19 protein-coding genes are annotated in these 20,506 nt (G+C 43.6%); 12 read left to right on the forward strand and 7 right to left on the reverse strand.

Features of this window, described 5'->3' with window-relative positions:
* The first annotated feature begins 220 nt into the window (after positions 1-220).
* The 5 genes from nagZ to uvrB all read left to right on the forward strand — a co-directional run bounded on the left by nagZ (position 221) and on the right by uvrB (position 6,281).
* Complete coding sequence (nagZ, locus tag Q4B79_RS03235) at positions 221-1,294, forward strand: beta-N-acetylhexosaminidase (RefSeq protein ID WP_303084993.1); 1,074 nt, start codon at positions 221-223, stop codon at positions 1,292-1,294.
* Between the two features lie 2 nt (positions 1,295-1,296).
* A complete protein-coding gene (leuE, locus tag Q4B79_RS03240) occupies positions 1,297-1,947 on the forward strand; it encodes a leucine efflux protein LeuE (RefSeq protein ID WP_303084994.1) in 651 nt (216 codons plus the stop codon).
* Positions 1,948-2,062: 115 nt separating this feature from the next.
* The gene (locus tag Q4B79_RS03245; RefSeq protein ID WP_303084995.1) at positions 2,063-3,409 is read left to right on the forward strand and encodes a lytic murein transglycosylase; all 1,347 of its coding nucleotides are present in this window, start codon (positions 2,063-2,065) and stop codon (positions 3,407-3,409) included.
* Positions 3,410-3,556: 147 nt separating this feature from the next.
* Positions 3,557-4,072, forward strand: a complete 516-nt coding sequence (locus Q4B79_RS03250; protein ID WP_303084996.1) for a DUF2059 domain-containing protein — start codon at positions 3,557-3,559, stop codon at positions 4,070-4,072.
* Positions 4,073-4,199: 127 nt separating this feature from the next.
* Positions 4,200-6,281 carry an excinuclease ABC subunit UvrB gene (gene uvrB / locus Q4B79_RS03255; protein ID WP_303084997.1) on the forward strand — a complete coding sequence of 694 codons (2,082 nt, stop codon included), beginning with the start codon at positions 4,200-4,202 and terminating at the stop codon, positions 6,279-6,281.
* 12 nt (positions 6,282-6,293) lie between these two features.
* On the opposite strand, the gene Q4B79_RS03260 is transcribed toward uvrB, so the two are convergent.
* Positions 6,294-6,515 carry a PspC domain-containing protein gene (locus tag Q4B79_RS03260; protein WP_303084998.1) on the reverse strand — a complete coding sequence of 74 codons (222 nt, stop codon included), beginning with the start codon at positions 6,513-6,515 and terminating at the stop codon, positions 6,294-6,296.
* 265 nt (positions 6,516-6,780) lie between these two features.
* Between Q4B79_RS03260 and Q4B79_RS03265 the strand changes: the two genes are divergently transcribed.
* The 4 genes from Q4B79_RS03265 to Q4B79_RS03280 all read left to right on the forward strand — a co-directional run bounded on the left by Q4B79_RS03265 (position 6,781) and on the right by Q4B79_RS03280 (position 10,938).
* Positions 6,781-8,451, forward strand: coding sequence for a formate--tetrahydrofolate ligase (locus Q4B79_RS03265; RefSeq protein WP_303084999.1), 1,671 nt, complete (start codon positions 6,781-6,783; stop codon positions 8,449-8,451).
* A 640-nt stretch (positions 8,452-9,091) separates the two neighbouring features.
* Positions 9,092-9,970, forward strand: a complete 879-nt coding sequence (locus Q4B79_RS03270; protein WP_303085000.1) for a DegV family protein — start codon at positions 9,092-9,094, stop codon at positions 9,968-9,970.
* 134 nt (positions 9,971-10,104) lie between these two features.
* Positions 10,105-10,581 (forward strand): transcription elongation factor GreA, encoded by a 477-nt coding sequence (greA, locus tag Q4B79_RS03275; protein WP_303085001.1) that lies wholly within the window; start codon positions 10,105-10,107, stop codon positions 10,579-10,581.
* Between the two features lie 3 nt (positions 10,582-10,584).
* Positions 10,585-10,938: a SirB2 family protein gene (locus Q4B79_RS03280; RefSeq protein ID WP_303085002.1), complete on the forward strand. Its 354-nt coding sequence runs from the start codon at positions 10,585-10,587 to the stop codon at positions 10,936-10,938.
* A gap of 42 nt (positions 10,939-10,980) precedes the next feature.
* On the opposite strand, the gene Q4B79_RS03285 is transcribed toward Q4B79_RS03280, so the two are convergent.
* Positions 10,981-11,451, reverse strand: a complete 471-nt coding sequence (locus Q4B79_RS03285) for a Dps family protein (protein WP_303085003.1) — start codon at positions 11,449-11,451, stop codon at positions 10,981-10,983.
* Between the two features lie 138 nt (positions 11,452-11,589).
* A complete protein-coding gene (locus Q4B79_RS03290; protein ID WP_303085004.1) occupies positions 11,590-12,276 on the reverse strand; it encodes a YcxB family protein in 687 nt (228 codons plus the stop codon).
* A gap of 130 nt (positions 12,277-12,406) precedes the next feature.
* On the opposite strand from Q4B79_RS03290, the gene serS reads away from it, so the two are divergent.
* Positions 12,407-13,672: a serine--tRNA ligase gene (gene serS / locus Q4B79_RS03295; RefSeq protein ID WP_303085005.1), complete on the forward strand. Its 1,266-nt coding sequence runs from the start codon at positions 12,407-12,409 to the stop codon at positions 13,670-13,672.
* A gap of 348 nt (positions 13,673-14,020) precedes the next feature.
* Here serS and Q4B79_RS03300 read toward each other — a convergent pair whose 3' ends face one another.
* Entirely contained in the window at positions 14,021-14,329 is a 309-nt protein-coding gene (locus Q4B79_RS03300; RefSeq protein WP_303085006.1) for a lipoprotein, read from the reverse strand.
* 210 nt (positions 14,330-14,539) lie between these two features.
* Between Q4B79_RS03300 and tkt the strand changes: the two genes are divergently transcribed.
* Together tkt and Q4B79_RS03310 are read left to right on the forward strand one after the other, a co-directional pair.
* Positions 14,540-16,543, forward strand: a complete 2,004-nt coding sequence (gene tkt / locus Q4B79_RS03305) for a transketolase (RefSeq protein ID WP_303085007.1) — start codon at positions 14,540-14,542, stop codon at positions 16,541-16,543.
* A 77-nt stretch (positions 16,544-16,620) separates the two neighbouring features.
* A complete protein-coding gene (locus Q4B79_RS03310; protein WP_303085008.1) occupies positions 16,621-17,337 on the forward strand; it encodes a hypothetical protein in 717 nt (238 codons plus the stop codon).
* 304 nt (positions 17,338-17,641) lie between these two features.
* Here the strand turns inward: Q4B79_RS03310 and cydX are convergent, their stop codons facing one another.
* Genes cydX through Q4B79_RS03325 form a run of 3 tightly spaced genes read right to left on the reverse strand, consistent with a single transcriptional unit; the run spans position 17,642 to position 20,491 of the window.
* A complete protein-coding gene (cydX, locus tag Q4B79_RS03315; RefSeq protein WP_303085009.1) occupies positions 17,642-17,755 on the reverse strand; it encodes a cytochrome bd-I oxidase subunit CydX in 114 nt (37 codons plus the stop codon).
* A gap of 10 nt (positions 17,756-17,765) precedes the next feature.
* Positions 17,766-18,905 (reverse strand): cytochrome d ubiquinol oxidase subunit II, encoded by a 1,140-nt coding sequence (gene cydB, locus Q4B79_RS03320; protein WP_303085010.1) that lies wholly within the window; start codon positions 18,903-18,905, stop codon positions 17,766-17,768.
* 2 nt (positions 18,906-18,907) lie between these two features.
* Positions 18,908-20,491 (reverse strand): cytochrome ubiquinol oxidase subunit I, encoded by a 1,584-nt coding sequence (locus tag Q4B79_RS03325; protein ID WP_303085011.1) that lies wholly within the window; start codon positions 20,489-20,491, stop codon positions 18,908-18,910.
* Positions 20,492-20,506 lie beyond the last annotated feature (15 nt).

The raw sequence follows: 20,506 nt of genomic DNA on the forward strand, positions 1-20,506 counted from the left end.
GATTTTGCCTATCATAACACAACTTTATTGCTTGTTTATCTAAAATTGTGATAATTTTTAATAATTTTCTATAAATCTAGCAAGATATTACGCCACACTTCCAATCCCCGCCAATAACCAACCCACATCAATAACAACCCTAACAGCACACCAAAAATTTTACCATCGTAGGGTTTTTCATGGCATAATAAGCAACACTTTTGACAAATGAGCAATAAACATGGCAACTGGTATCATCATGGCGGACGTGGACGGCTTAACATTGACCGATGACGACCAAGTATTTTTGGCAAATGACGCACTGGGGGGCGTGATTTTATTTAAAAGAAACGTAACAAGCCCCGACCAAGTACGCAACCTGACCGACCACATCAGGGCGGTTAACCCCACCCTCATCATCTCTGCCGACCAAGAGGGTGGACGAGTGGCACGTTTTCGTGATGGCTTTACTCCCTTGCCTGCGATGGGGCGACTTGGCGAAATTTATGACAACAATCAAGCACTTGCCCTATCGCTTGCCTACGACACGGGGTATCTGATGGCATGTGAAGTGCTGGCGGTGGGCGTGGACATCAGCTTTGCCCCCGTGCTTGATATTGACGGATGCAGTCTTGTGATTGGCGACCGTGCTTTTCATGCCGACCCTGACGTAGTATCTGCATTGTCATCACGTTTTATAGACGGCATGAATGACGCTGGCATGAAAGCCACAGGCAAACATTTTCCCGGTCATGGCTCTATCACTCCTGATTCGCACGTGGCGGATGCGGTGGATGAGCGGACGCTCGATGAGATTTGGGGCTGTGATTTGGTGAGTTTTCGGGCAAATTTATCCAAACTCTCCGCCCTCATGCCCGCCCACGTCATTTTTAGCCAAATTGATGACAAACCTGCTGGCTTCTCAAAAGTGTGGCTACAAGAGATTTTGCGAGACAAATTGGGTTATGACGGCGTGCTGTTTTCGGACGATTTGTCCATGAAAGCCGCCCATGTCGCAGGGGACGTGACGGCTCGGGTCAAATCCGCCATTGATGCAGGGTGCGACATGGCTCTGGTGTGCAACAGTCGTGATGACGCTGTCCGTGCCCTAGAATTTGCCAAAACCATGCCAGAGACACCAAACCGCTTTGCCAAGATGAAAAGCGTCATTCCTAAGTGGCGGGGGGGTTTGGAGGCGACCTGCCAAACTTTCCCCCATTATCAAACCGCCAAAGTCAATGTACTAAAAGCATTTTTTGCCGACACGTTGGTGGCAAGTGATGAGAAAGACCCAACGAACTACACTCAGGCTTAACCATGTTTGGCATTACTGATTTAGCCACCTATCTGGTGGGTGTTATCATCATCATCGCCCTGCCCGGTCCCAATAGCCTATACTGCCTATCAACCTCAGCAGAATACGGTAAAAAAGCAGGGGTCATGGCAATGATGGGTATTTTGCTTGGCGATGCCTTGCTGATTTTGGCGACAGTATTTGGTGCAGGTACACTCCTAAAACTCTACCCAGCCGTCTTTGATGTCATTAAGCTCATTGGTGGCTGTTATTTGGCGTATCTTGGGGTGCGTCTTATCATGGGAGCATACCAAACCTTTAAACATATCCACAAAATAAAACACAAAAATTTCTCACCAAAATCCACCAAAAAACACAATTATTTTTATCGTTCATTATCACTTAGCCTTACCAACCCAAAAGCGATTTTATTCTTTTTGTCGTTTTTTGTGCAGTTTGTTCGCCCTGATTATGATAAGCCGTTTTTGACGTTTTTTGTATTAGCAGTTATTTTACAAATGGTCAGTTTTTTATATTTAAGCTTATTAATCATCAGCGGTAAAAAGCTGGCAGATACATTTAGTGGTCGCCCTATTGTCATGATATTTGCCATGCTTGGGGTGGGGTTTTTGTTCATTGGATTTGGGGTAAATTTATGGCTGGCAAAACTATAAAATAGCACCCCAGCTTTAAGGGTGGATTGTACATTCTCCCAAACGCACTCTTTTTATTGCCAAAACCATCATAACCGTGTACAATGTTAAGATTTAATTAGTACATTGTAAGTTTATGACTCATCATTCCATCTTTCGCCTATCTGCCATCGCCGTCGCCACAATTGGTGTTTTATCGTGCGTGTCCACCCAAAAAAACCAAAACCCAGCTCCCATTGTCCATGACACACCCCAGCCATCTAGGGTGATTATTGTCAAGCCAACTTCGCCCACCTCGCAGATTACCCCAGTCGCCCAAGACCAAAACACACCAACTCACACCCCAAATCCATCAGCGGTAGAAAATCGCTATTATGGTCATTTTGGCGACTGGAAAAGCGATTTTATCGCACGTACCGTTGCTAGTGGTTACTCTACCCATGCGGTAAATCAGCTAATGAATCACGCCAGCCTAAATTCACAGGTCATCAGTCTAGATGGTCGCCAAGCCGAATTCTCAAAAATGCCGTGGTCCTATATCGAATCTGCGGTAACTTCCTCACGCATCTCAAACGGCAAAAACAAACTCAAAGAGTACCCCTCCCTTCTATCTAGAATCGAAAGCCAATACAGCACCCCAAAAGAAGTGGTGGTTGCCATTTGGGGAATAGAATCATCGTTTGGGGCTGGCATGGGCTCTACCAATTTGGTGGACGCATTATCCAGTCTTGCTTTTGATGGTCGTCGTCGCCAGTTCGCTGAGGGCGAGCTTATTGCCATGCTCCAAATGATAGAACGTGGCGATGTCTCTCGCTCACAGCTACAAGGTTCATGGGCAGGTGGCATGGGGCATACCCAATTTATCCCCTCCACATGGATAAAATATGGCACAGACGGCAATGGCGATGGACAAAAAAACCCATGGACCATCTCTGATGCCTTAACCTCCACCGCTCATTATTTAGGAGCAAGTGGCTGGGTTCGTGGCATAGATGCTTATTACGAGGTAGAGCTACCTGCTCAGTTTAACTACCAACTACTAGGACAACAACAATCTTTGGATGCATGGAAATCGCTAGGCGTAGTCTCAGCAAATGGCGAGTATTTTGGCGGTCAAAGCTCCGCCCAGCTGTGGCTACCTGCTGGCGTCAATGGCCCTGCTTTACTACTGACACCCAACTTTGATGTCATCAAGGTATACAACAACTCATCAAGCTACGCCCTAGCAGTCGCCACCCTCGCCAAACGACTTGCAGGCAAAAACGGCATCAACAAAAGCTGGCCTCGCCATGAACAGCCACTTTCTCGCCATGAAGTCATCACCCTACAAGAAGCCCTAAATGCCAAAGGCTATTCAGCAGGTAAGGCGGATGGCGTAGCAGGGGCGAACACATCTCGTGCTTTTGCCAGATGGCAGGCGGATAACGGGCGTATCCCAGATGGCTTTATCAGTCAAAACTCGGTGCGTGGCTTGATTAAATGAGTGTTTAAAATCGGTACATTGTGTGCCGATTTTTTTATGTTACTAAGATTTAAGTTTTGATTTGCAAATGATTACAATTTAATGCTTTAAATTTTGCATAAAGTCTGATAAATTATCGGTTTTAATGCCACTATTTTTGGAGTTTTTATGAAAATCAAAGCCCTTATTCTGATTACCGCTTTATTCTCTGGTGGTGCTTTTGCTTCGCCCAGTGCCAAATCCCTAAATGAGCTTGCCAACATTACCTCTTATGAAGAGATGTTTTATGGAGCGATTTTTGAACCACTAGAAATACAGCGCATGATGATGGCACAGGCTCTAACCCAAGATAGCAATGTCTCTGATGACCAACGCAAACAAGCCCTTGCTGTTTTTGACAAATACGCCGAAGGGTTAGTGGAAGTGCTTGACACCCAAGCCATCAAAGACAGCCTCAAAAACTCCTACATTAATGCCGCCAAAGGCTTTACCCAAGCCGAAGTTGATGCCTTAGTTGCTTTTTATGGTAGCGAAGATGGAAAAAACGCTCTCAACAAACGTGATGCCATCTTTGAATCTTACATGAAATCTGCCATCGACAACCACAAAAAAACCATTGAGACTTACGAGAAAAAACACGCCAAAAAAATGGAAGATGACCTCAAAAAAATCCTCAAAAAATAAAACCGACAACACAGGAATGGTGCTTATCATTCCTGTTTTTATTGATAAATCTCCCCAAGTTTTGTCTTTCTCTTTAAATTACCGCATTCGCCCTCATAAACACCTTATATTTTTGCGGTAAATCATCATGAAAACGCCCAACATCTCTCGCCACGAACGCACCCAAGAACAGCTTGCAAAACAGCTAGATGACAACAAAAAATCCTTTGTCATGCATACGCCATTTACCCCCAGTGGCGACCAACCACACGCCATCAAAGCCTTAGTTGATGGGGTTAATGCAGGCAAAAAAGACCAGCTTTTGCTTGGTGTAACAGGTTCAGGCAAAACCTACACAATGGCAAAAGTCATCGAGGCGCTTGGTCGTCCTGCCATCATCATGGCACACAACAAAACACTCGCCGCCCAACTCTACGGCGAATTTAAAGAATTTTTCCCTCACAATGCCGTGGAGTACTTTGTCAGTTACTACGATTATTATCAACCCGAAGCCTACGTGGTTGCCAGCGATACCTTTATAGAAAAAGATTCTGCCATTAACGACCACATCGACCAAATGCGACTGTCTGCCACACGTGCCTTATTAGAGCGTCGTGATACCATCATCATAGCGAGTGTCTCTGCCATTTATGGTTTGGGCGACCCTGAAAGCTACCTTAAAATGCTGCTGCATGTCGTGGTGGGCGACAGGGTAGACAGAACCGCTCTCATCAAAAGACTGGTAGAATTACAGTATGAACGTAACGAGCTGGATTTTGGTCGTGGTACATATCGACTACATGGTGAGACACTTGACATCTACCCTGCCGAGAGTGAGCAGTTGGCAGTACGCATTATGATGTTTGATGATGAAGTTGAAAAAATCACTTGGTTTGACCCCTTGACAGGCAAAAACATCAAGACCATTCCACGCATTACCATCTACCCAAAATCCCATTATGTTACCCCAAAAGACAAGCTGGAACTAGCCATATCGTCCATCAAAGATGAACTTGCCTTACGTCTTGACTATTTTAGAGCAAACGATAAGCTTGTCGAAGCCCAACGCCTAAAAGAGCGAACTCAATACGACCTTGAAATGATGCAACAGCTTGGCTACTGTAACGGCATCGAAAACTACTCTCGGCATCTCTCAGGGCGACAAGCAGGCGAAGCACCACCCACGCTGTTTGATTATTTGCCTGATGATGCATTGGTTTTTTTAGATGAAAGCCATGTTACCGTCCCCCAGATAGGAGCGATGTACAAAGGCGATAGAAGTCGCAAAGAAAACCTTGTCAATTACGGCTTTCGTCTGCCATCGGCAATGGATAACCGCCCCATGAAGTTTGAAGAATGGGAGAGTGCTGTGCCGACACGGATTTTTGTCTCTGCCACGCCTGCCGAATACGAACTTACGCACAGCGAGCAAGTGGTAGAACAGGTAGTACGCCCCACAGGACTTATCGACCCCATCATTGAGATTCGCCCTGTACTAACTCAGGTCGATGATGTACTAGGCGAGATTAATCTTCGCAAACCTCGCAACGAACGTGTTCTCATTACCACGCTTACCAAACGCATGGCAGAGGATTTGACCAGCTATCTAAAAGAGTATGGCATACGTGTGGCATATCTGCACAGCGACATTGATACCGTTGAACGCATGAAAATTATCCACGAATTACGAACAGGCGTACATGATGTGCTGGTCGGCATTAACCTACTTCGAGAAGGGCTAGACATGCCAGAAGTCAGCTTGGTAGCGATATTTGATGCAGATAAGGAAGGGTTTTTACGCTCTGAACGTTCACTCATTCAGACCATCGGACGTGCCGCTCGTCATGTTGATGGCAAGGCGATTTTGTACGCCGATAGCATTACCCCCTCCATGCAAAAAACCATTGACGAGACCAACCGCCGTCGTGCCAAACAAATTGCTTTTAATGAAGCACATGGCATAACCCCAAAATCCGCCACTCGCACCATCACAGATAAGATTGACACAGGCGAGATTGAAAGCGTGGAAGCACCCAGCATTCAAGCACCGTTTGACTTAGAAGAGGATTTGGGGGTAGATAAGGAAATTTTACGCCGTCCTGCCCTGATGGTAAAAGAAATCTCTCGCCTTGAAAAACAAATGCGAGAGCTTGCCAAAGAGCTAAAATTTGAAGAAGCCATGAAAATTAGAGACAAAGTATCATTATTAAAAGAAAAACTCAATCAATAAACCCAGCTTATGCTAAGTCATCACATAAGAATCAGCGGTTGCCTTTGGCATGATAATCCATAAAATAAAATAAATCAACACGCCAGGGACGGCAACGCTTAGTACAGAAATGCCTACGAATAATATCCGCACCATCATCACAGACACCCCAAAATACTCTGCGATACCACCCATTACCCCTGCAATCATGCGATGATTACAGGAACGATGAAGTTTATATAGTCGTTGTGCCATAATAAGCCTTAATAAAACCCACAAAATCATTGTGATTTTTTGTGCTAAGATAACACCCAAATCAATAAATTGCCATCTTTTTTACCTGATATCACTTATCTTTACTTAACATTACAAAAAATCAACGTTTAACTTATATAAACCAAAACAATTGTTTTGACCATTACCCAAACCCACATGCATTTGATGAGATTTTGCAGATACAGCACTAGGATTTTTCACACAAAACCGCTATAATGAGAAAAACAATTATTTAGGACTTATCATGACTCATCTTAGCGATGCCCAAATTGCCAAAAACGCCCTTGCTCATGCCAGCACCATCGACAAAATCGCCAGTAAGTTAGGTCTATCACCTGATGACATCGAACAATACGGCAAATACAAAGCCAAAATCCACCGACATACTCCCACCCCAAACAAAAACAGCAAGCTCATTTTAGTCACTGCCATCAACCCCACCCCAGCAGGCGAAGGCAAAACCACCCTATCCATCGGACTTGCTGATGCCCTATCACACATCGGCAAAAAAACCATGCTTGCCCTAAGAGAGCCATCACTAGGACCTGTCTTTGGCATTAAAGGCGGTGCAGCTGGGGGCGGTCAATCCCAAGTCATTCCTATGGAGGATATTAACCTACATTTTACAGGCGATTTTCATGCCATTACCAGCGCCAATAATTTATTGTCCGCCCTCATTGACAACCACATCTATCAAGGCAACGAGCTAGGCATTAATCCCAAAAAAGTCGTGTGGCGACGTGCCTTAGACATGAACGACCGTCAGTTACGCCACATCATCGGCGGTATGGGTAAGCCCACCGATGGCGTCATTCGCCCTGATGGATTTGACATTACAGTCGCCTCTGAGATTATGGCGGTTTTTTGTTTGGCAAGCGACCTAGATGACCTAAAATACAGGCTGGGCGAGATGATTGTAGCCTATCGCTTTGACAACACACCTGTTTTTGCCAAAGATTTGGGAGCTCAGGGGGCGATGACTGCCCTGCTCAAAGAAGCATTTTTGCCAAATTTGGTGCAGAGCATTGCTGGTACGCCTGCCTTAGTACACGGCGGTCCATTTGCCAACATCGCACACGGCTGTAATTCTGTGGTCGCCACACGTCTTGGCTTGTCTTTGGCGGATTATGTGGTTACAGAAGCTGGATTTGGGGCGGATTTGGGGGCTGAAAAATTTTGCAATATCAAATGCAGATTATCAGGTCTAAACCCCGACGCTTCGGTCATCGTGGCAACGGTACGAGCCTTAAAATGGGGCGGTGGCACTCCCAAAGATGCACTTGCCAAAGAGGATTTGATCGCCCTCAAAAAAGGCTTACCAAACCTACTAAAACACATCGATAACATGAAAAACATCTTTGGCATTCCTGTGGTGGTCGCCATCAATCGCTTCGCCTCCGACACCAAAGACGAGCTTGCCCTCATCGAAAAGGCATGCCAAGAAAAAGGCGTGGCGGTGTCGCTGTGTGAAGTGTGGGAGCATGGAGCCATCGGTGGCGTGGATTTGGCACAAAAAGTCGTGTCAGCCACCGAAACATCTCGCCCCTTGACATATCCTTATGAATTAAGTGATGACATTCCCAATAAAATCCGTGCTCTCGCCACAAAAATCTACGGTGCTGATAGTGTAGAATTTAGCTCACAAGCACTACTTAATATCAAAAAAGCAGAAAAATTGGGTTTATCCCACCGACCAATTTGCATGGCAAAAACCCAATATTCACTCTCTGACAACCCCAAACTCTTGGGCAGACCCACAGGATTTAATATCCATGTCCAAGATGTCAGCATTTCAAATGGTGCTGGATTTTTGGTGGTGCTGTGTGGCGAGATGATGAAAATGCCTGGACTACCCAAAGTCCCTGCTGCACTTAGCATTGATGTGATTAATGATGAGATTGTGGGGTTATTTTAAAATACGTCTTGCTTTACATTTAAACAAATCACGCCACTTGGGGTACACTTCACTTTTGTGCATCATTAAAATATAAGTCGTACCCCACCTTTATAACATTATTTACACATTGAAAATAATTTAAAGATATTTTTTCTCATTTTAATCACAAGTACAAAAGTGAGAGTACACTCCGATAAACGACAAACATAACAGCGAATATATCCCAAATTGTTTCCAAAACAATTCATCAGTCCACTTAAACCCCATCAAACCCTTTGATGTTTGCTTTAAAAATCCAAAGCAAATTAAGCTCATTTATGTCCACATCAATACAATAAATATAGCAAATCTTAACTCATTATTTAGAGTAAATTCAGTCCAAACTTAACCAACACCAAAAAAAGCATTACTAGGTTTTTAAAACAAGCTCAATATTCTTATCCTTAAAAAATTAAACAAAAATATTTACTTTTTAAATAATTTTCTTTACAATAACTATCCAATTGGAGGGATATTGAGTGTGAGCCATCGTACACTATATTTAATTTGTATTTTGGGCATTCAATAAAGCAACACATTAATTATCAATGTCGCCCCCCCCCCCCCATTTTTCGCCCTAGATTATATCGTCTACGGCACATTGAAAAAAAAGAGCATTATGAAACGCATTGTTATTAGCACATCATCATCTTGTCTAAATTACATCAATACACCACACGCTGTCCGCTTTGTACCATTTCACATCATCATAAACGGCAAAGACCACATCGACCTAAAAGACACTAACACAGCCCACCTAAGTCAATTACTTATCGAATACCCCAACCTATCAGTCAAGACCAGCCCTCCCACCGAACAAGAAATCAGCCAGCTCTTTGAAGAGTTATACGCCGAAGGGTACGAAGAAGTATTGGTTTGTACCATTTCATCTGCCATCAGCCAAAGCCACCAGATTTTTGACACCCTAAAAGCCAGATATGTCGGACGCATGAATATCTTTGTGTACGACACCAAAACCCTAAACATCGATGAAGGCGTGTTGGCATTTGAGGCGGACTTTATGATGCAAGAGGGTAAGCCCATGCTTGAAATCATCGCTCGCCTAGATGAAATCCGCAAAAACAGCCTATTTATGTTTACCCTATCGGATTTGCACCACCTTATCCGCAGTAAAAAACTCTCCGCCTCTGCTGGTTTTTTTGCCAGCCTACTCGGTATCAAGCCTGTCATGTGGGTATCTGACGATGGCAGGGTCGTTCCTCGTGAAAAAATCCGCAAAATCGAACGCAGTATCAATTATATGGCAGATACCGCCATGACCTATGTTGGCAATAAAGATGCCTTTATTTACATGGCAGACACCACGCTAGGGCTATACACTGACATCCTCCAAGAATTACTATCCGATGCATATGGGATACGCAACACTCCTGTTATCCCCGTCTCCACCGTCTCGCTTGCTAATCATGGGCCTGATGGCATTGGACTAGGTGTATACAGAGGTAAACTTCCTAAGCTTGTTAAATACCTCAAATAACCAATATGCAATAATACTTGCAATCATTGCTTGTCCTCTGTATAATACCGTCATTGCTAATTTAGCAAACAACCTGCGAACACCACCCCATTTGGCGTGGTGTTTTTAGCTATTTGTTTTATTTAGGAGAAAACATGCAACGTTATCCCATGACCCCACAAGGACATGCTGCCCTAGAAGCGGAGCTAAAACACCTAAAAACCATCGAACGTCCACGCATTACCACCGCCATCGCTGAGGCTCGTGAACATGGCGACCTAAAAGAAAATGCCGAATATCACGCTGCTCGTGAACAACAAGGTCTGTCCGAAGCACGCATTCGTGATATCGAAGCCAAACTGGGCGGTGCTCAGGTAATTGACCCTACTACCCTGCCCCAAGATGGGCGTGTGGTATTTGGCGTAACCGTCATTATTGAAGATGTGGATACAGGCGAACACAAACGCTATAAGATTGTCGGCGAAGATGAAGCTGATGTAAAAGTTGGTAAAATTTCTGTTGCCAGCCCCATCGCCAAAGGTCTTATCGGTAAATCCGAAGGCGATGAAGCCAAAATCCAAACCCCCAGCGGCGTGGCAGAATACGAAATCATCGAAGTGCTATACGAGTAAGCTATGACACACCTACACATGCTGATGGCAGGAATTACTGTCGTGCTGTTCTTGTATCAAGCAGGGTTGATTTTTTCTGGCAAAATGCTAACCTCATCTCGCCATTTCACAATCATCAGCCACATCATCTATACACTACTTGTGCTTAGTGGCGGTTATTTGCTTTGGCAGTTGTGGCAGGTGGCAGGGATTCAGCATTGGGCGATTGCCAAAATCATCCTACTTATCGTAGCAATCTCAGCCAACATTAAAGCCCTACGTAACCCAACCCTAAACCAAAAGAAAGCTGGCATGATGGTGGCTGGTATCGCCTATGCAGGCATTATCTTGCTTGCCTTCACCAAGCCCATGCTATAAAAAAAAGACCCCAAACATCACATTTGGGGTCTTTTTCATGGGTTAGCCCAAAAACGCACTGTACATCCAGATTTCTTTTTCTTGGGCTTGAACATAACCTGTTACGATGTCGCTTGTGCCTTGATCGCTCGCTTCTTCGGCAAGTTCTGCTACTTTGCGTTGTTCGGCGATAAGAGCTTGCAAACCTTTCACAACACCCTCCACGCATTTACGACCTTCAAAAACACCTTTATCCTCGCTAATGCTCGAACGCTGAGCAAAATCAGTATAAGCATGTAGCGGTGTACCACCCAATGTCAAGATACGCTCTGCAATCTCATCAATTTGAAGTTGCAGTTCAGTATAGAGTTCTTCAAATTTTGGGTGCAAGGTAAAAAAATGCTCGCCCTTGACATTCCAATGATAGCCACGCACATTGATATAAAACAGATGGTAGCTTGATAATAGGGCGTTAAGCGCCTTGATGACAGGGGTTAATTCTACATTAGCAAGACCGATTTGATTGGTGCTCATAATTGCTCCTCTGATGAATTGATGTCTTTTTTACCATTCTAACACACATATACGATGAGTAAAATGAATGATTTTTATGACTGTGATAAATTTAGTCAATAAATAACAAGGCACAACCACAACTGTTATTCATGATTGTTATAGGGTCATATTTTCTACTTTCAAGCCTTTTGATGTTATCTCTTGTAGATGCTTAATCAGTGTATGAATGGGAAAATTCTGCTTGCTCATGCGTTTTGGGATAATTTGACTGCCCTTTTGCCCTTGATACTCAAACATCGCAAACACAAAGTCCTCCGTCTCATCCCATGACGTTACCGCCGTCCATGGAATGATGGCTTGCTGTGCTGGCACAGATTTCATGGCAAAGCTCTGCTGGGTGTGCCCACGTTTTTTTTGCATGGCTTGGATTTGAGAGAGTTGCTCGCCGTTCATCGGCATACTTATCACAAGCCCTTTTGGTTGTATGCCTAGCTTCATTTGATTCATCTCTGGTGGTAACTTAACTTCTGATAACTGCTTATCAAATTCACGCTTGGCATACCATTTTAGCCCCAAAGTTCGCACCAAAAGATAGCCTGCACACAGCCCCAAAGACAGCCAAAAAATAATGGTCGAATAACCACTAACAAACGCAATACCCAAGATAGAAACCAATGCCACAACCCCTAGCACAATCCATTCTTTGTTTCGCACCGAACTCAATCCAAAACCATCGCTACCCTTTTGAAAAAGAGCAAGTTGGGCATTTTTAAATTCCTGCTCACTCATGTTTAGAGCAATCGGTTGCATGGTGTAAGGATAAAGTGCTTGTTGTTTAGTCATTACAATTCCTTAGAAGATAAATTGGCTTTATTCTAACATCATTAACCAAAATTTTCATCAAAAAATCTAAATGGGATTTTACCAAAAAATTTGCTATAATAAGTCAATTTATATCATTTTAGGAAAAACAATGCTAGACCCAAAACTACTCCGCTTTGACCTTGAAAACCTAAAAGTCCGCCTTGCTACTCGAGGCTATGAGCTGGACATTGCCTTTTGGCAAGAGATTGAAAACAAACGAAAATCCTTACAGGTAGAGACCGAAAACCTACAAGCCCAAAAAAATGGAGGGGCAAAAGAAATCGGCATTCTAAAAAGAAATGGCGAGAACACCGATGCCCTAATGGCACAAATGAGTGACATTTCTGACAAAATGAAGGCTTGCGAAGACAAATTGCGTGAACTTCTTGCCACCATTGAGCGTGAGAGCCTAAAAATCCCCAACCTACCAGACGAGTCCGTCCCTGTCGGTGAGGACGAAGCAGACAATGTAGAAGTCCGTAAATGGGGCGTGCCACGCACGTTTGAATTTGACATCAAAGACCACACCGATTTGGGGGAGGACTTGGGATTGCTTGACTTTGAAATGGCAAGCAAGCTGACGGGTTCAAGATTTAGCGTTTTAAAGGGGCAACTTGCTCGGCTTAACCGTGCCTTAGTGCAATTTATGCTAGACACCCACACCAATAAAGGCTACACCGAAATGTATGTGCCTTATATGGTTAATAGTGAGAGCCTAAAAGGGACAGGGCAATTACCCAAATTTGAAGAAGATTTGTTTAAACTGCGTGGCGATAAAGAATACTATCTTATCCCCACAAGTGAAGTGCCTTTAACCAATATGGTGCGAGATACCATCATTGAGCCTACTGATTTGCCGATTCGCCTTACCGCCCACACCCCATGTTTTAGAAGCGAGGCAGGCAGTGCAGGGCGTGATACTCGGGGGCTTATCCGTCAGCACCAATTTGAAAAAGTAGAAATGGTGCAAATCGTCAAACCCGAAACTTCCATGCAGGCGTTGGAGGAGATGACCGCACAGGCGGAGAGTATTTTGCAGGCGTTAGAGCTTCCTTATCGTGTCATCACGCTTTGCACAGGCGACATGGGGTTTAGTGCAACCAAAACTTATGACATTGAAGTGTGGCTACCCTCCCAAAACACTTACCGTGAGATTAGTAGCTGCTCTAACTGTGGCGATTTTCAAGCCCGTCGCATGCTCGCTCGCACCAAAGTGGACAAAAAAACCGAGCTTGTCCACACCCTAAATGGTTCAGGTCTTGCGGTTGGACGGACTTTGCTTGCAGTACTAGAAAATCACCAAAACGCAGACGGCACAGTAAGTATCCCTAAGGCATTGCAACCTTATATGGGTGGATTAACACAAATCGGCTAATAGCACCGCAAGGCGAAACCAATAAAAGATAGCCATTATTATGTTGCAATGATGGCTTTGGGCTTATCAGGTCTTGTGCATTTTTTCTGTATTGGTCAATTTTTTAGTGATATTATCAAGAAAAGAAAAAGCATTCTTAATTTTGTCCCCGCGTTATATTTATTTTGTGCGTTTTATGGTTTGGGGGGCTTGCCAATCAATTTAGTGTATTAAAGGCGGTTTTGTATTTAATCGCATTATTGGCATTTCATTTAATAATGAATACTTTATATCATCATTGTACCAAAGATTATCCATCAGATGGTTATTAAATAAAAATACACGCGGTAGATTGCGTGTATTTTTTTATTATTCACAAGCACCTTGCTCGATTTTTTTAATATTTAAAACGGCAACCGCATTGCATTTATTGCTAAATGTTTTTTTAAAGATTTGACCATTTTGGGAAATGGTGGCACAGACAGGCTGATATACCGTAGGGCATTGCAGTTCTTTGGCATTGTCGCCATAAATCACGTCATGAAACACCACGGCTGTCCGTTCGGGGATTTTGACAGGGGAAATAGTCTGTGTTGGGTTTAGGGGGTCGTCTTTGGGGGTTTGGCAGGCGGTCAGTGCAAATGCTAGGCTAATGATAAAAAGTGTGGGGCGTTTCATTGTTAATTTCCCAAATAAAATAAAGACTATCATAACATATTTTAAATTAACCAAAAGTATTAATTTTGCTTTGATAAAAAATACAACAAATTGTTATAATATAATTGCCTTGTAGGATAAATAATAGTACGGCCACCCAAAATTCTACCCCCAATTTCACAAAATTATGTTAAAATATCTCAAAATTTCACAACTTTTGAGATTGTTGTTATGACCACTTTGCCCACCTTTAACCCTCCTTTAAACGAACGCCACACCGCCAACGCCATTCGTGTTTTGGCGATGGACGCTGTACAAAAAGCCAACTCTGGACACCCTGGTGCACCAATGGGAATGGCGGACATTGCCGATGTGGTTTGGCGTGAATTTTATCGCCACAACCCAACCAATGCCAAATGGGCAAACCGAGACCGTTTTGTACTCTCCAATGGACACGGTTCAATGCTCCATTATGCTTTACTGCATTTAACTGGCTATGATTTGACGATTGACGACATTAAAAATTTCCGTCAATTACATTCCAAAACCGCAGGACACCCAGAATACGGCTACGCAGACGGCATTGAAACCACGACAGGTCCACTGGGGCAGGGCATTGCCAATGCGGTGGGCTTTGCTTTGGCGGAAAAAACCTTAGCAGGACAATTTAATCGTCCAAACTTTGATGTAATTGACCATTATACTTATTGCTTTTTGGGCGATGGTTGCTTGATGGAGGGTATTAGCCACGAAGTTTGCTCGCTGGCTGGAACATTAAATTTGGGTAAACTCATTGTTTATTATGATGATAATGGCATTTCCATTGATGGTGAGGTGGAGGGCTGGTTCTCAGACGATACCGCCAAACGCTTTGAATCTTATAACTGGCAAGTATTAAAAGTAGATGGGCATAATGCCGATGAAATTCGTCAGGCGACAATTGCCGCCCAAAATGAAAAAAATAAACCTACGCTGATTATTTGCAAAACCATCATCGGTCTAGGAAGTCCCAACAAACAAGGTAAAGAAGATTGCCACGGTGCGCCACTTGGGGCTGACGAAATAGCACTTGTGCGTGAAACTTTGGGCTGGGCAAATGAGCCATTTGACATTCCTGCGACGATTTATGAGGCGTGGAATGCCAAAGACAAAGGCGAAAAATTGGAAAGTCAGTGGAATACTTTATTTGAGGGTTATAAAAATGAGTATCCAGAATTGGCAAAAGAGTTAGAACGCCGTTTAAATGGCGAATTGCCGTCAGATTTTGAACAAAAGGCAGATGAGTTTATCAAAGCCTGCAACGAAAAGGGCGAAACCATTGCCACTCGTAAGGCAAGTCAAAATACGATTGCCTCATTTGCGAGCATTTTGCCTGAATTTTTGGGCGGTAGTGCCGACCTTGCAGGGTCAAATTTAACCTTATGGAAAGATGCCAAAGGCGTGCAAAACCACACCGATGGTAATTATGTACATTATGGTGTGCGTGAATTTGGTATGACAGCGATTGCCAATGGTGTGGCACTACACGGTGGCTTTATTCCATTTACCGCAACCTTTTTGATGTTTATGGAATATGCTCGTAACGCTGTGCGTATGTCAGCCTTGATGAAACAGCGAGTGATTCAAGTCTATACCCACGATTCTATTGGGCTTGGCGAAGATGGTCCAACCCATCAGCCTGTGGAGCAGATTGCGTCCTTACGCCAAACGCCAAATCATCATACTTGGCGTCCGTGTGATACGGTAGAAACTGCTGTTGCGTGGAAACAAGCGATTTTAAGTAAAAATACGCCAACCGCTTTAATTTTATCTCGTCAAAATTTACCATTTAATCAACGCAGTGATGAACAAATTGCCGATATTGCCAAAGGGGCGTATATTTTGGCACAAGAAAAAGGCGACTTAAAGGCGATTATTATTGCTACAGGGTCGGAAGTTGAATTGGCAATGGGGGCGTATGAACAGCTTGATGGCGTGCGTGTGGTGTCTATGCCGTGTGCCGAAGTTTTTGTGAAACAAGACAAGGCTTATATCCAAAGTGTCTTGCCAAGCCATATTCGTGCCAGAGTAGCGGTAGAAGCAGGTATCGCCGATTATTGGTATAAATTTGTTGGCTTGGACGGTAAAGTGATTGGTATGACCTCGTTTGGTGAATCCGCTCCTGCCAAAGATTTATTTAAACATTTTGGCTTTACGGTTGAAAATGTGGTGAATGTGGTTAAAGAAGTGATGTAATGTTTTAATTGTGTTTGTGAATAAAAGATGGTATTATGGAAATATAATATCGTCTTTTTTTTATTTTGGAAAACATTATGGATATTGTCGCCAATTATTATGCCATCAATAACAAACAAATCACATATTACCAACAACTGGCAAATCAAGGGAAAAAGGACTTACTGCAAGTTTTGAACAACTTGCCCAATGATGATAATTTTGTTAGTATTGGCGAATTATGGGAGGGCTTGCATTATATTCTAAGTGGTTATGGTGCAGACTCGGTTTATACAACCAATTTACCGCAAGATGACAAAACCGCAATTTATTGTGCATTTTTTGGCGGAGAATGGGCGATTCAGGCAAATATAACCAATCATGACAAAGAGCATTTTTGGGGTGCAGAATTAACCAAAAACATTATTGAAAATTCTGAGCAATATTTTTGGTCAATCAATAGCGATGACTTTTTATTTTTATCTGTCATTAAATACACGAACAATACCCCTACCAATCTTCTGGAAAAAATTAATCAAAGTTTAGATACAAAAGATATAAAGAAGAGTTTGGAAAAGTATCCAACCTTTGAAACACTGGCTAAAATGGCTCGTAGCGGACATTATTTGTATACATCATATTGGCATGATGTGAATTATCAAATATTATCAGAGCATCTTAAAAACGCCTTTATAAGATTGAAAAAATTTTATAAAAATGCTTTGAATAATAATTTGTCAGTATTGGTTGTGATTACACGTAATTTTGATGAAAAAAGCAGTATAGATAATTGCACCATCACAAAAATGATTTAAAAAAATAATCAACATTGACCGCATTTTTAATGAAAATGCCGTATAAAAAATAAAATAGCACACCAAATACAACGCCCTGTTTATTCTCAACCAAAGTTGCCAGTCGATAAGCTTACTTATTCCAATAAGAAAAACATAATCTGATTTTGACTTTAAACAAGACATCATAGAGTAGATTGGCACACCAGAATAACTCCTAAAACAACCCAAAGGCGGATTTGCGTCAAAGTTTTTGGATTTATGATTTTTTAGCCTTAGATATCAAAAAGCACCCAAAATGAGTGCTTTTTGTGATTTGGGCTGGTTAATCATTTTTTAAAGACGACTTCCGCTCATCTTCAAACTCAATCCATACTGCGCTAATGATGGCGAGTAGAACAGCAAAGCCCAAACCCAAAATCCACGCAAAATACCACATAATGCCGCTCCTAATATAAAGTGTGTTCGTTTTCTTTGATATAAGCTTTGGTTACTTTGCCACGCATGACAGCATACGCCCAACTGGTGTAGCTTAGCACGATTGGCAAAAGTAAAACCACCACATAAAGCATGACCATCAGCGTCAAATGACTAGAAGCACTGTCCCATACCGTGAGGCTTGAACGTGGGTCGCTTGACGAAGGCATATAAAAAGGGAATAATGCCACACCTGCCGTCATAATTACGCCAAGCACCGCAAGGCTAGATAAGACAAAAGCAATCAGCGTGCGTCCTGCTTTCATGGCAAGCATTGCCACAATCGGCATGACGATACCTAGTGCAGGAAATGCCCACAACGCCCCATTTGCTTTGAAATTGGCGAGCCATGCCCCTTTTTCAGTGGTAACGACTTTGCTGATGGGGTCAATGAATGCTCCTTTGTCCACTTGGCTTGTGATGACATAGCCGTCCAAATTTGCCACCCATACCCCTGCCAAAACAAATAAGATAGACATGATGATGGCACTGATGGCGGTGAATTTTTTGGTGCGAGCTTGGATTTCGCCTTCGGTGCGGTGTGCCAAATACACGCCCCCTTGCATGATGAGCATGGTGGCACTCACAAGTCCGCACAAGATGGCAAAGGGATTGAGCAAGGCAAAAAACGACCCTGTATAAGTGGAGAATAAGTATTCATCAAAGCTAAATGGCACACCCAAAAATAAGTTGCCAAACGCCACCCCAAAGACCACCGCAGGCACAAACGAACCAACAAACAGCCCCCAATCCCACGCATTTCGCCAAGTAGGGTTATGCACCATACTACGGTATTTAAAGCCCACAGGACGCAAAAACAATGCCCAAAGCACCGCAATCAGAGCCCAATAAAAACCACTAAACGCAGTCGCATAGACAAGGGGCAAGGCTGCAAAAATCGCCCCGCCTGCCGTGATAAACCAAACTTGGTTGCCCTCCCAGTGGGCCCCAACGGTATTGATGACCACACGGCGTTCTTCGTCTGTTTTGCCCACGAAGGGGAGTAGACTGCACACGCCCATGTCATGACCATCCATGATGGCAAAGCCAATCAGAAGTACACCAACCAGTAGCCACCAGATAAGTTTTAAAGTTTCATAATCAAATAACATTTTTATGCTCCTTTAACATCGGCAGGTTGTTCGCCAAAATAGCGTCCCGTACCAAGACTGGCAGGCCCTAGTCGGACGTATTTTTGCATGAGATACACTTCAATCACAAGCAAAATGGTATAAAACGTGATAAAACCAATCATCGACCATACCACCGTACTGGTGCTGAGCGTGGAGACAGACAAATGGGTGGGTAATACCCCATATACCGTCCAAGGTTGGCGACCATATTCGGCGACAAACCACCCCATCTCTACTGCAATCCAAGGGGCAGGGAGCATGACAACGGCGAATTTGAGCAACCATTTTTTCTCGGCAAAAGTGCCTTTGAGGGCATAAAATAAGCATAAGGCAAACAAGACAAGCATCAAAAAGCCCAAGCCCACCATAATGCGAAATGTCCAAAACATCGGAGTAACGCTAGGGACACTATCATCGACGGCTTTTTGTACCATGTCTGGGGTTACGGTTTTGATGTCATCGGTGTATTTTTTAAGAAGTAGACCAAAGCCCAAATCATCTTTGTATTGCTCAAATTTGGCAATGGTGGCAGGCGAGCTTTCGACCCCTTGGGCTTTGTCGGCACGCATTTGGTCAAGCAAATCCACCGCTACCGCTCCATTCATAATGCGAACACGGTTAAGCTCTTTGATGTCATGGATACCCAAGATTTCCTTGTCAAACGAACGTGTACCGATGACCCCCATGACATAGGGAATATGCACCGCCCAGTCGTTTTTTTGTTCGACTTGATTGATGCTGGCAATGACATTAAAGCCAGCAGGAGCAGGCTCGGTTTCCCACATAGCCTCCATGGTGGCAAGCTTGGTTTGCTGAGCTTGTCCAATAGAATAGCCAGATTCATCGCCTAACACAATCACGCTACATACAGACGCAAAGCCAAAAGCCGCCGCTACATGAAAACTGCGTTTGGCAAAGGCAATATCACGCCCTTTGAGCAGATACCATGCCGAAATACCAAGCACAAAGATGGACGCAACCACATAACCTGCTGAGACGGTGTGAACAAATTTGTTCTGAGCGTCTGGGTTTAGGACGATTTGGGCAAAGCTGGTCATCTCCATTCGCATGGTGTGATAGTTAAACTCAGCTCCCACAGGATTTTGCATCCAGCCATTTGCCACCAAAATCCACACGGCGGATAAGTTTGTGCCCAGTGCCACACCAATGGTGGTCATCAAGTGCTGAACTCGACTAAGCTTATCCCACCCAAAAAAGAACAGCCCTACCATTGTGGATTCCAAGAAAAATGCCATCAAGCCTTCAATGGCTAGGGGTGCTCCAAAAATATCGCCCACATAGTGCGAATAATATGCCCAGTTTGTACCAAACTGAAACTCCATCGTAATCCCAGTCGTTACCCCCAAGGCGAAGTTAATGCCAAAAAGCTTACCCCAAAAGCGGGTCATGTCTTTCCAGATTTCTTTGCCTGTGATGACATAGGTAGCCTCCATGATGACCAACAGCCACGTCAGTCCCAATGTCAAAGGCACAAACAAAAAATGATACATCGCTGTGATAGCAAATTGCCATCTCGACATCTCTACCAAAGATTCGGTTATCATCAGATACCTCCTTTT

This window comes from Moraxella sp. (assembly GCF_030525845.1).
Taxonomy (GTDB): Bacteria; Pseudomonadota; Gammaproteobacteria; order Pseudomonadales; family Moraxellaceae; genus Moraxella.

What these genes read in the sequence shown, in the direction of transcription:
- nagZ (WP_303084993.1), top strand. Translation starts at nt 221, where the DNA reads ATGGCAACTGGTATCATCATGGCGGACGTGGACGGCTTAACATTGACC.
- leuE (WP_303084994.1), top strand. Translation starts at nt 1,297, where the DNA reads ATGTTTGGCATTACTGATTTAGCCACCTATCTGGTGGGTGTTATCATC.
- Q4B79_RS03245 (WP_303084995.1), top strand. Translation starts at nt 2,063, where the DNA reads ATGACTCATCATTCCATCTTTCGCCTATCTGCCATCGCCGTCGCCACA.
- Q4B79_RS03250 (WP_303084996.1), top strand. Translation starts at nt 3,557, where the DNA reads ATGAAAATCAAAGCCCTTATTCTGATTACCGCTTTATTCTCTGGTGGT.
- uvrB (WP_303084997.1), top strand. Translation starts at nt 4,200, where the DNA reads ATGAAAACGCCCAACATCTCTCGCCACGAACGCACCCAAGAACAGCTT.
- Q4B79_RS03260 (WP_303084998.1), bottom strand. Translation starts at nt 6,515, where the DNA reads ATGGCACAACGACTATATAAACTTCATCGTTCCTGTAATCATCGCATG.
- Q4B79_RS03265 (WP_303084999.1), top strand. Translation starts at nt 6,781, where the DNA reads ATGACTCATCTTAGCGATGCCCAAATTGCCAAAAACGCCCTTGCTCAT.
- Q4B79_RS03270 (WP_303085000.1), top strand. Translation starts at nt 9,092, where the DNA reads ATGAAACGCATTGTTATTAGCACATCATCATCTTGTCTAAATTACATC.
- greA (WP_303085001.1), top strand. Translation starts at nt 10,105, where the DNA reads ATGCAACGTTATCCCATGACCCCACAAGGACATGCTGCCCTAGAAGCG.
- Q4B79_RS03280 (WP_303085002.1), top strand. Translation starts at nt 10,585, where the DNA reads ATGACACACCTACACATGCTGATGGCAGGAATTACTGTCGTGCTGTTC.
- Q4B79_RS03285 (WP_303085003.1), bottom strand. Translation starts at nt 11,451, where the DNA reads ATGAGCACCAATCAAATCGGTCTTGCTAATGTAGAATTAACCCCTGTC.
- Q4B79_RS03290 (WP_303085004.1), bottom strand. Translation starts at nt 12,276, where the DNA reads ATGACTAAACAACAAGCACTTTATCCTTACACCATGCAACCGATTGCT.
- serS (WP_303085005.1), top strand. Translation starts at nt 12,407, where the DNA reads ATGCTAGACCCAAAACTACTCCGCTTTGACCTTGAAAACCTAAAAGTC.
- Q4B79_RS03300 (WP_303085006.1), bottom strand. Translation starts at nt 14,329, where the DNA reads ATGAAACGCCCCACACTTTTTATCATTAGCCTAGCATTTGCACTGACC.
- tkt (WP_303085007.1), top strand. Translation starts at nt 14,540, where the DNA reads ATGACCACTTTGCCCACCTTTAACCCTCCTTTAAACGAACGCCACACC.
- Q4B79_RS03310 (WP_303085008.1), top strand. Translation starts at nt 16,621, where the DNA reads ATGGATATTGTCGCCAATTATTATGCCATCAATAACAAACAAATCACA.
- cydX (WP_303085009.1), bottom strand. Translation starts at nt 17,755, where the DNA reads ATGTGGTATTTTGCGTGGATTTTGGGTTTGGGCTTTGCTGTTCTACTC.
- cydB (WP_303085010.1), bottom strand. Translation starts at nt 18,905, where the DNA reads ATGTTATTTGATTATGAAACTTTAAAACTTATCTGGTGGCTACTGGTT.
- Q4B79_RS03325 (WP_303085011.1), bottom strand. Translation starts at nt 20,491, where the DNA reads ATGATAACCGAATCTTTGGTAGAGATGTCGAGATGGCAATTTGCTATC.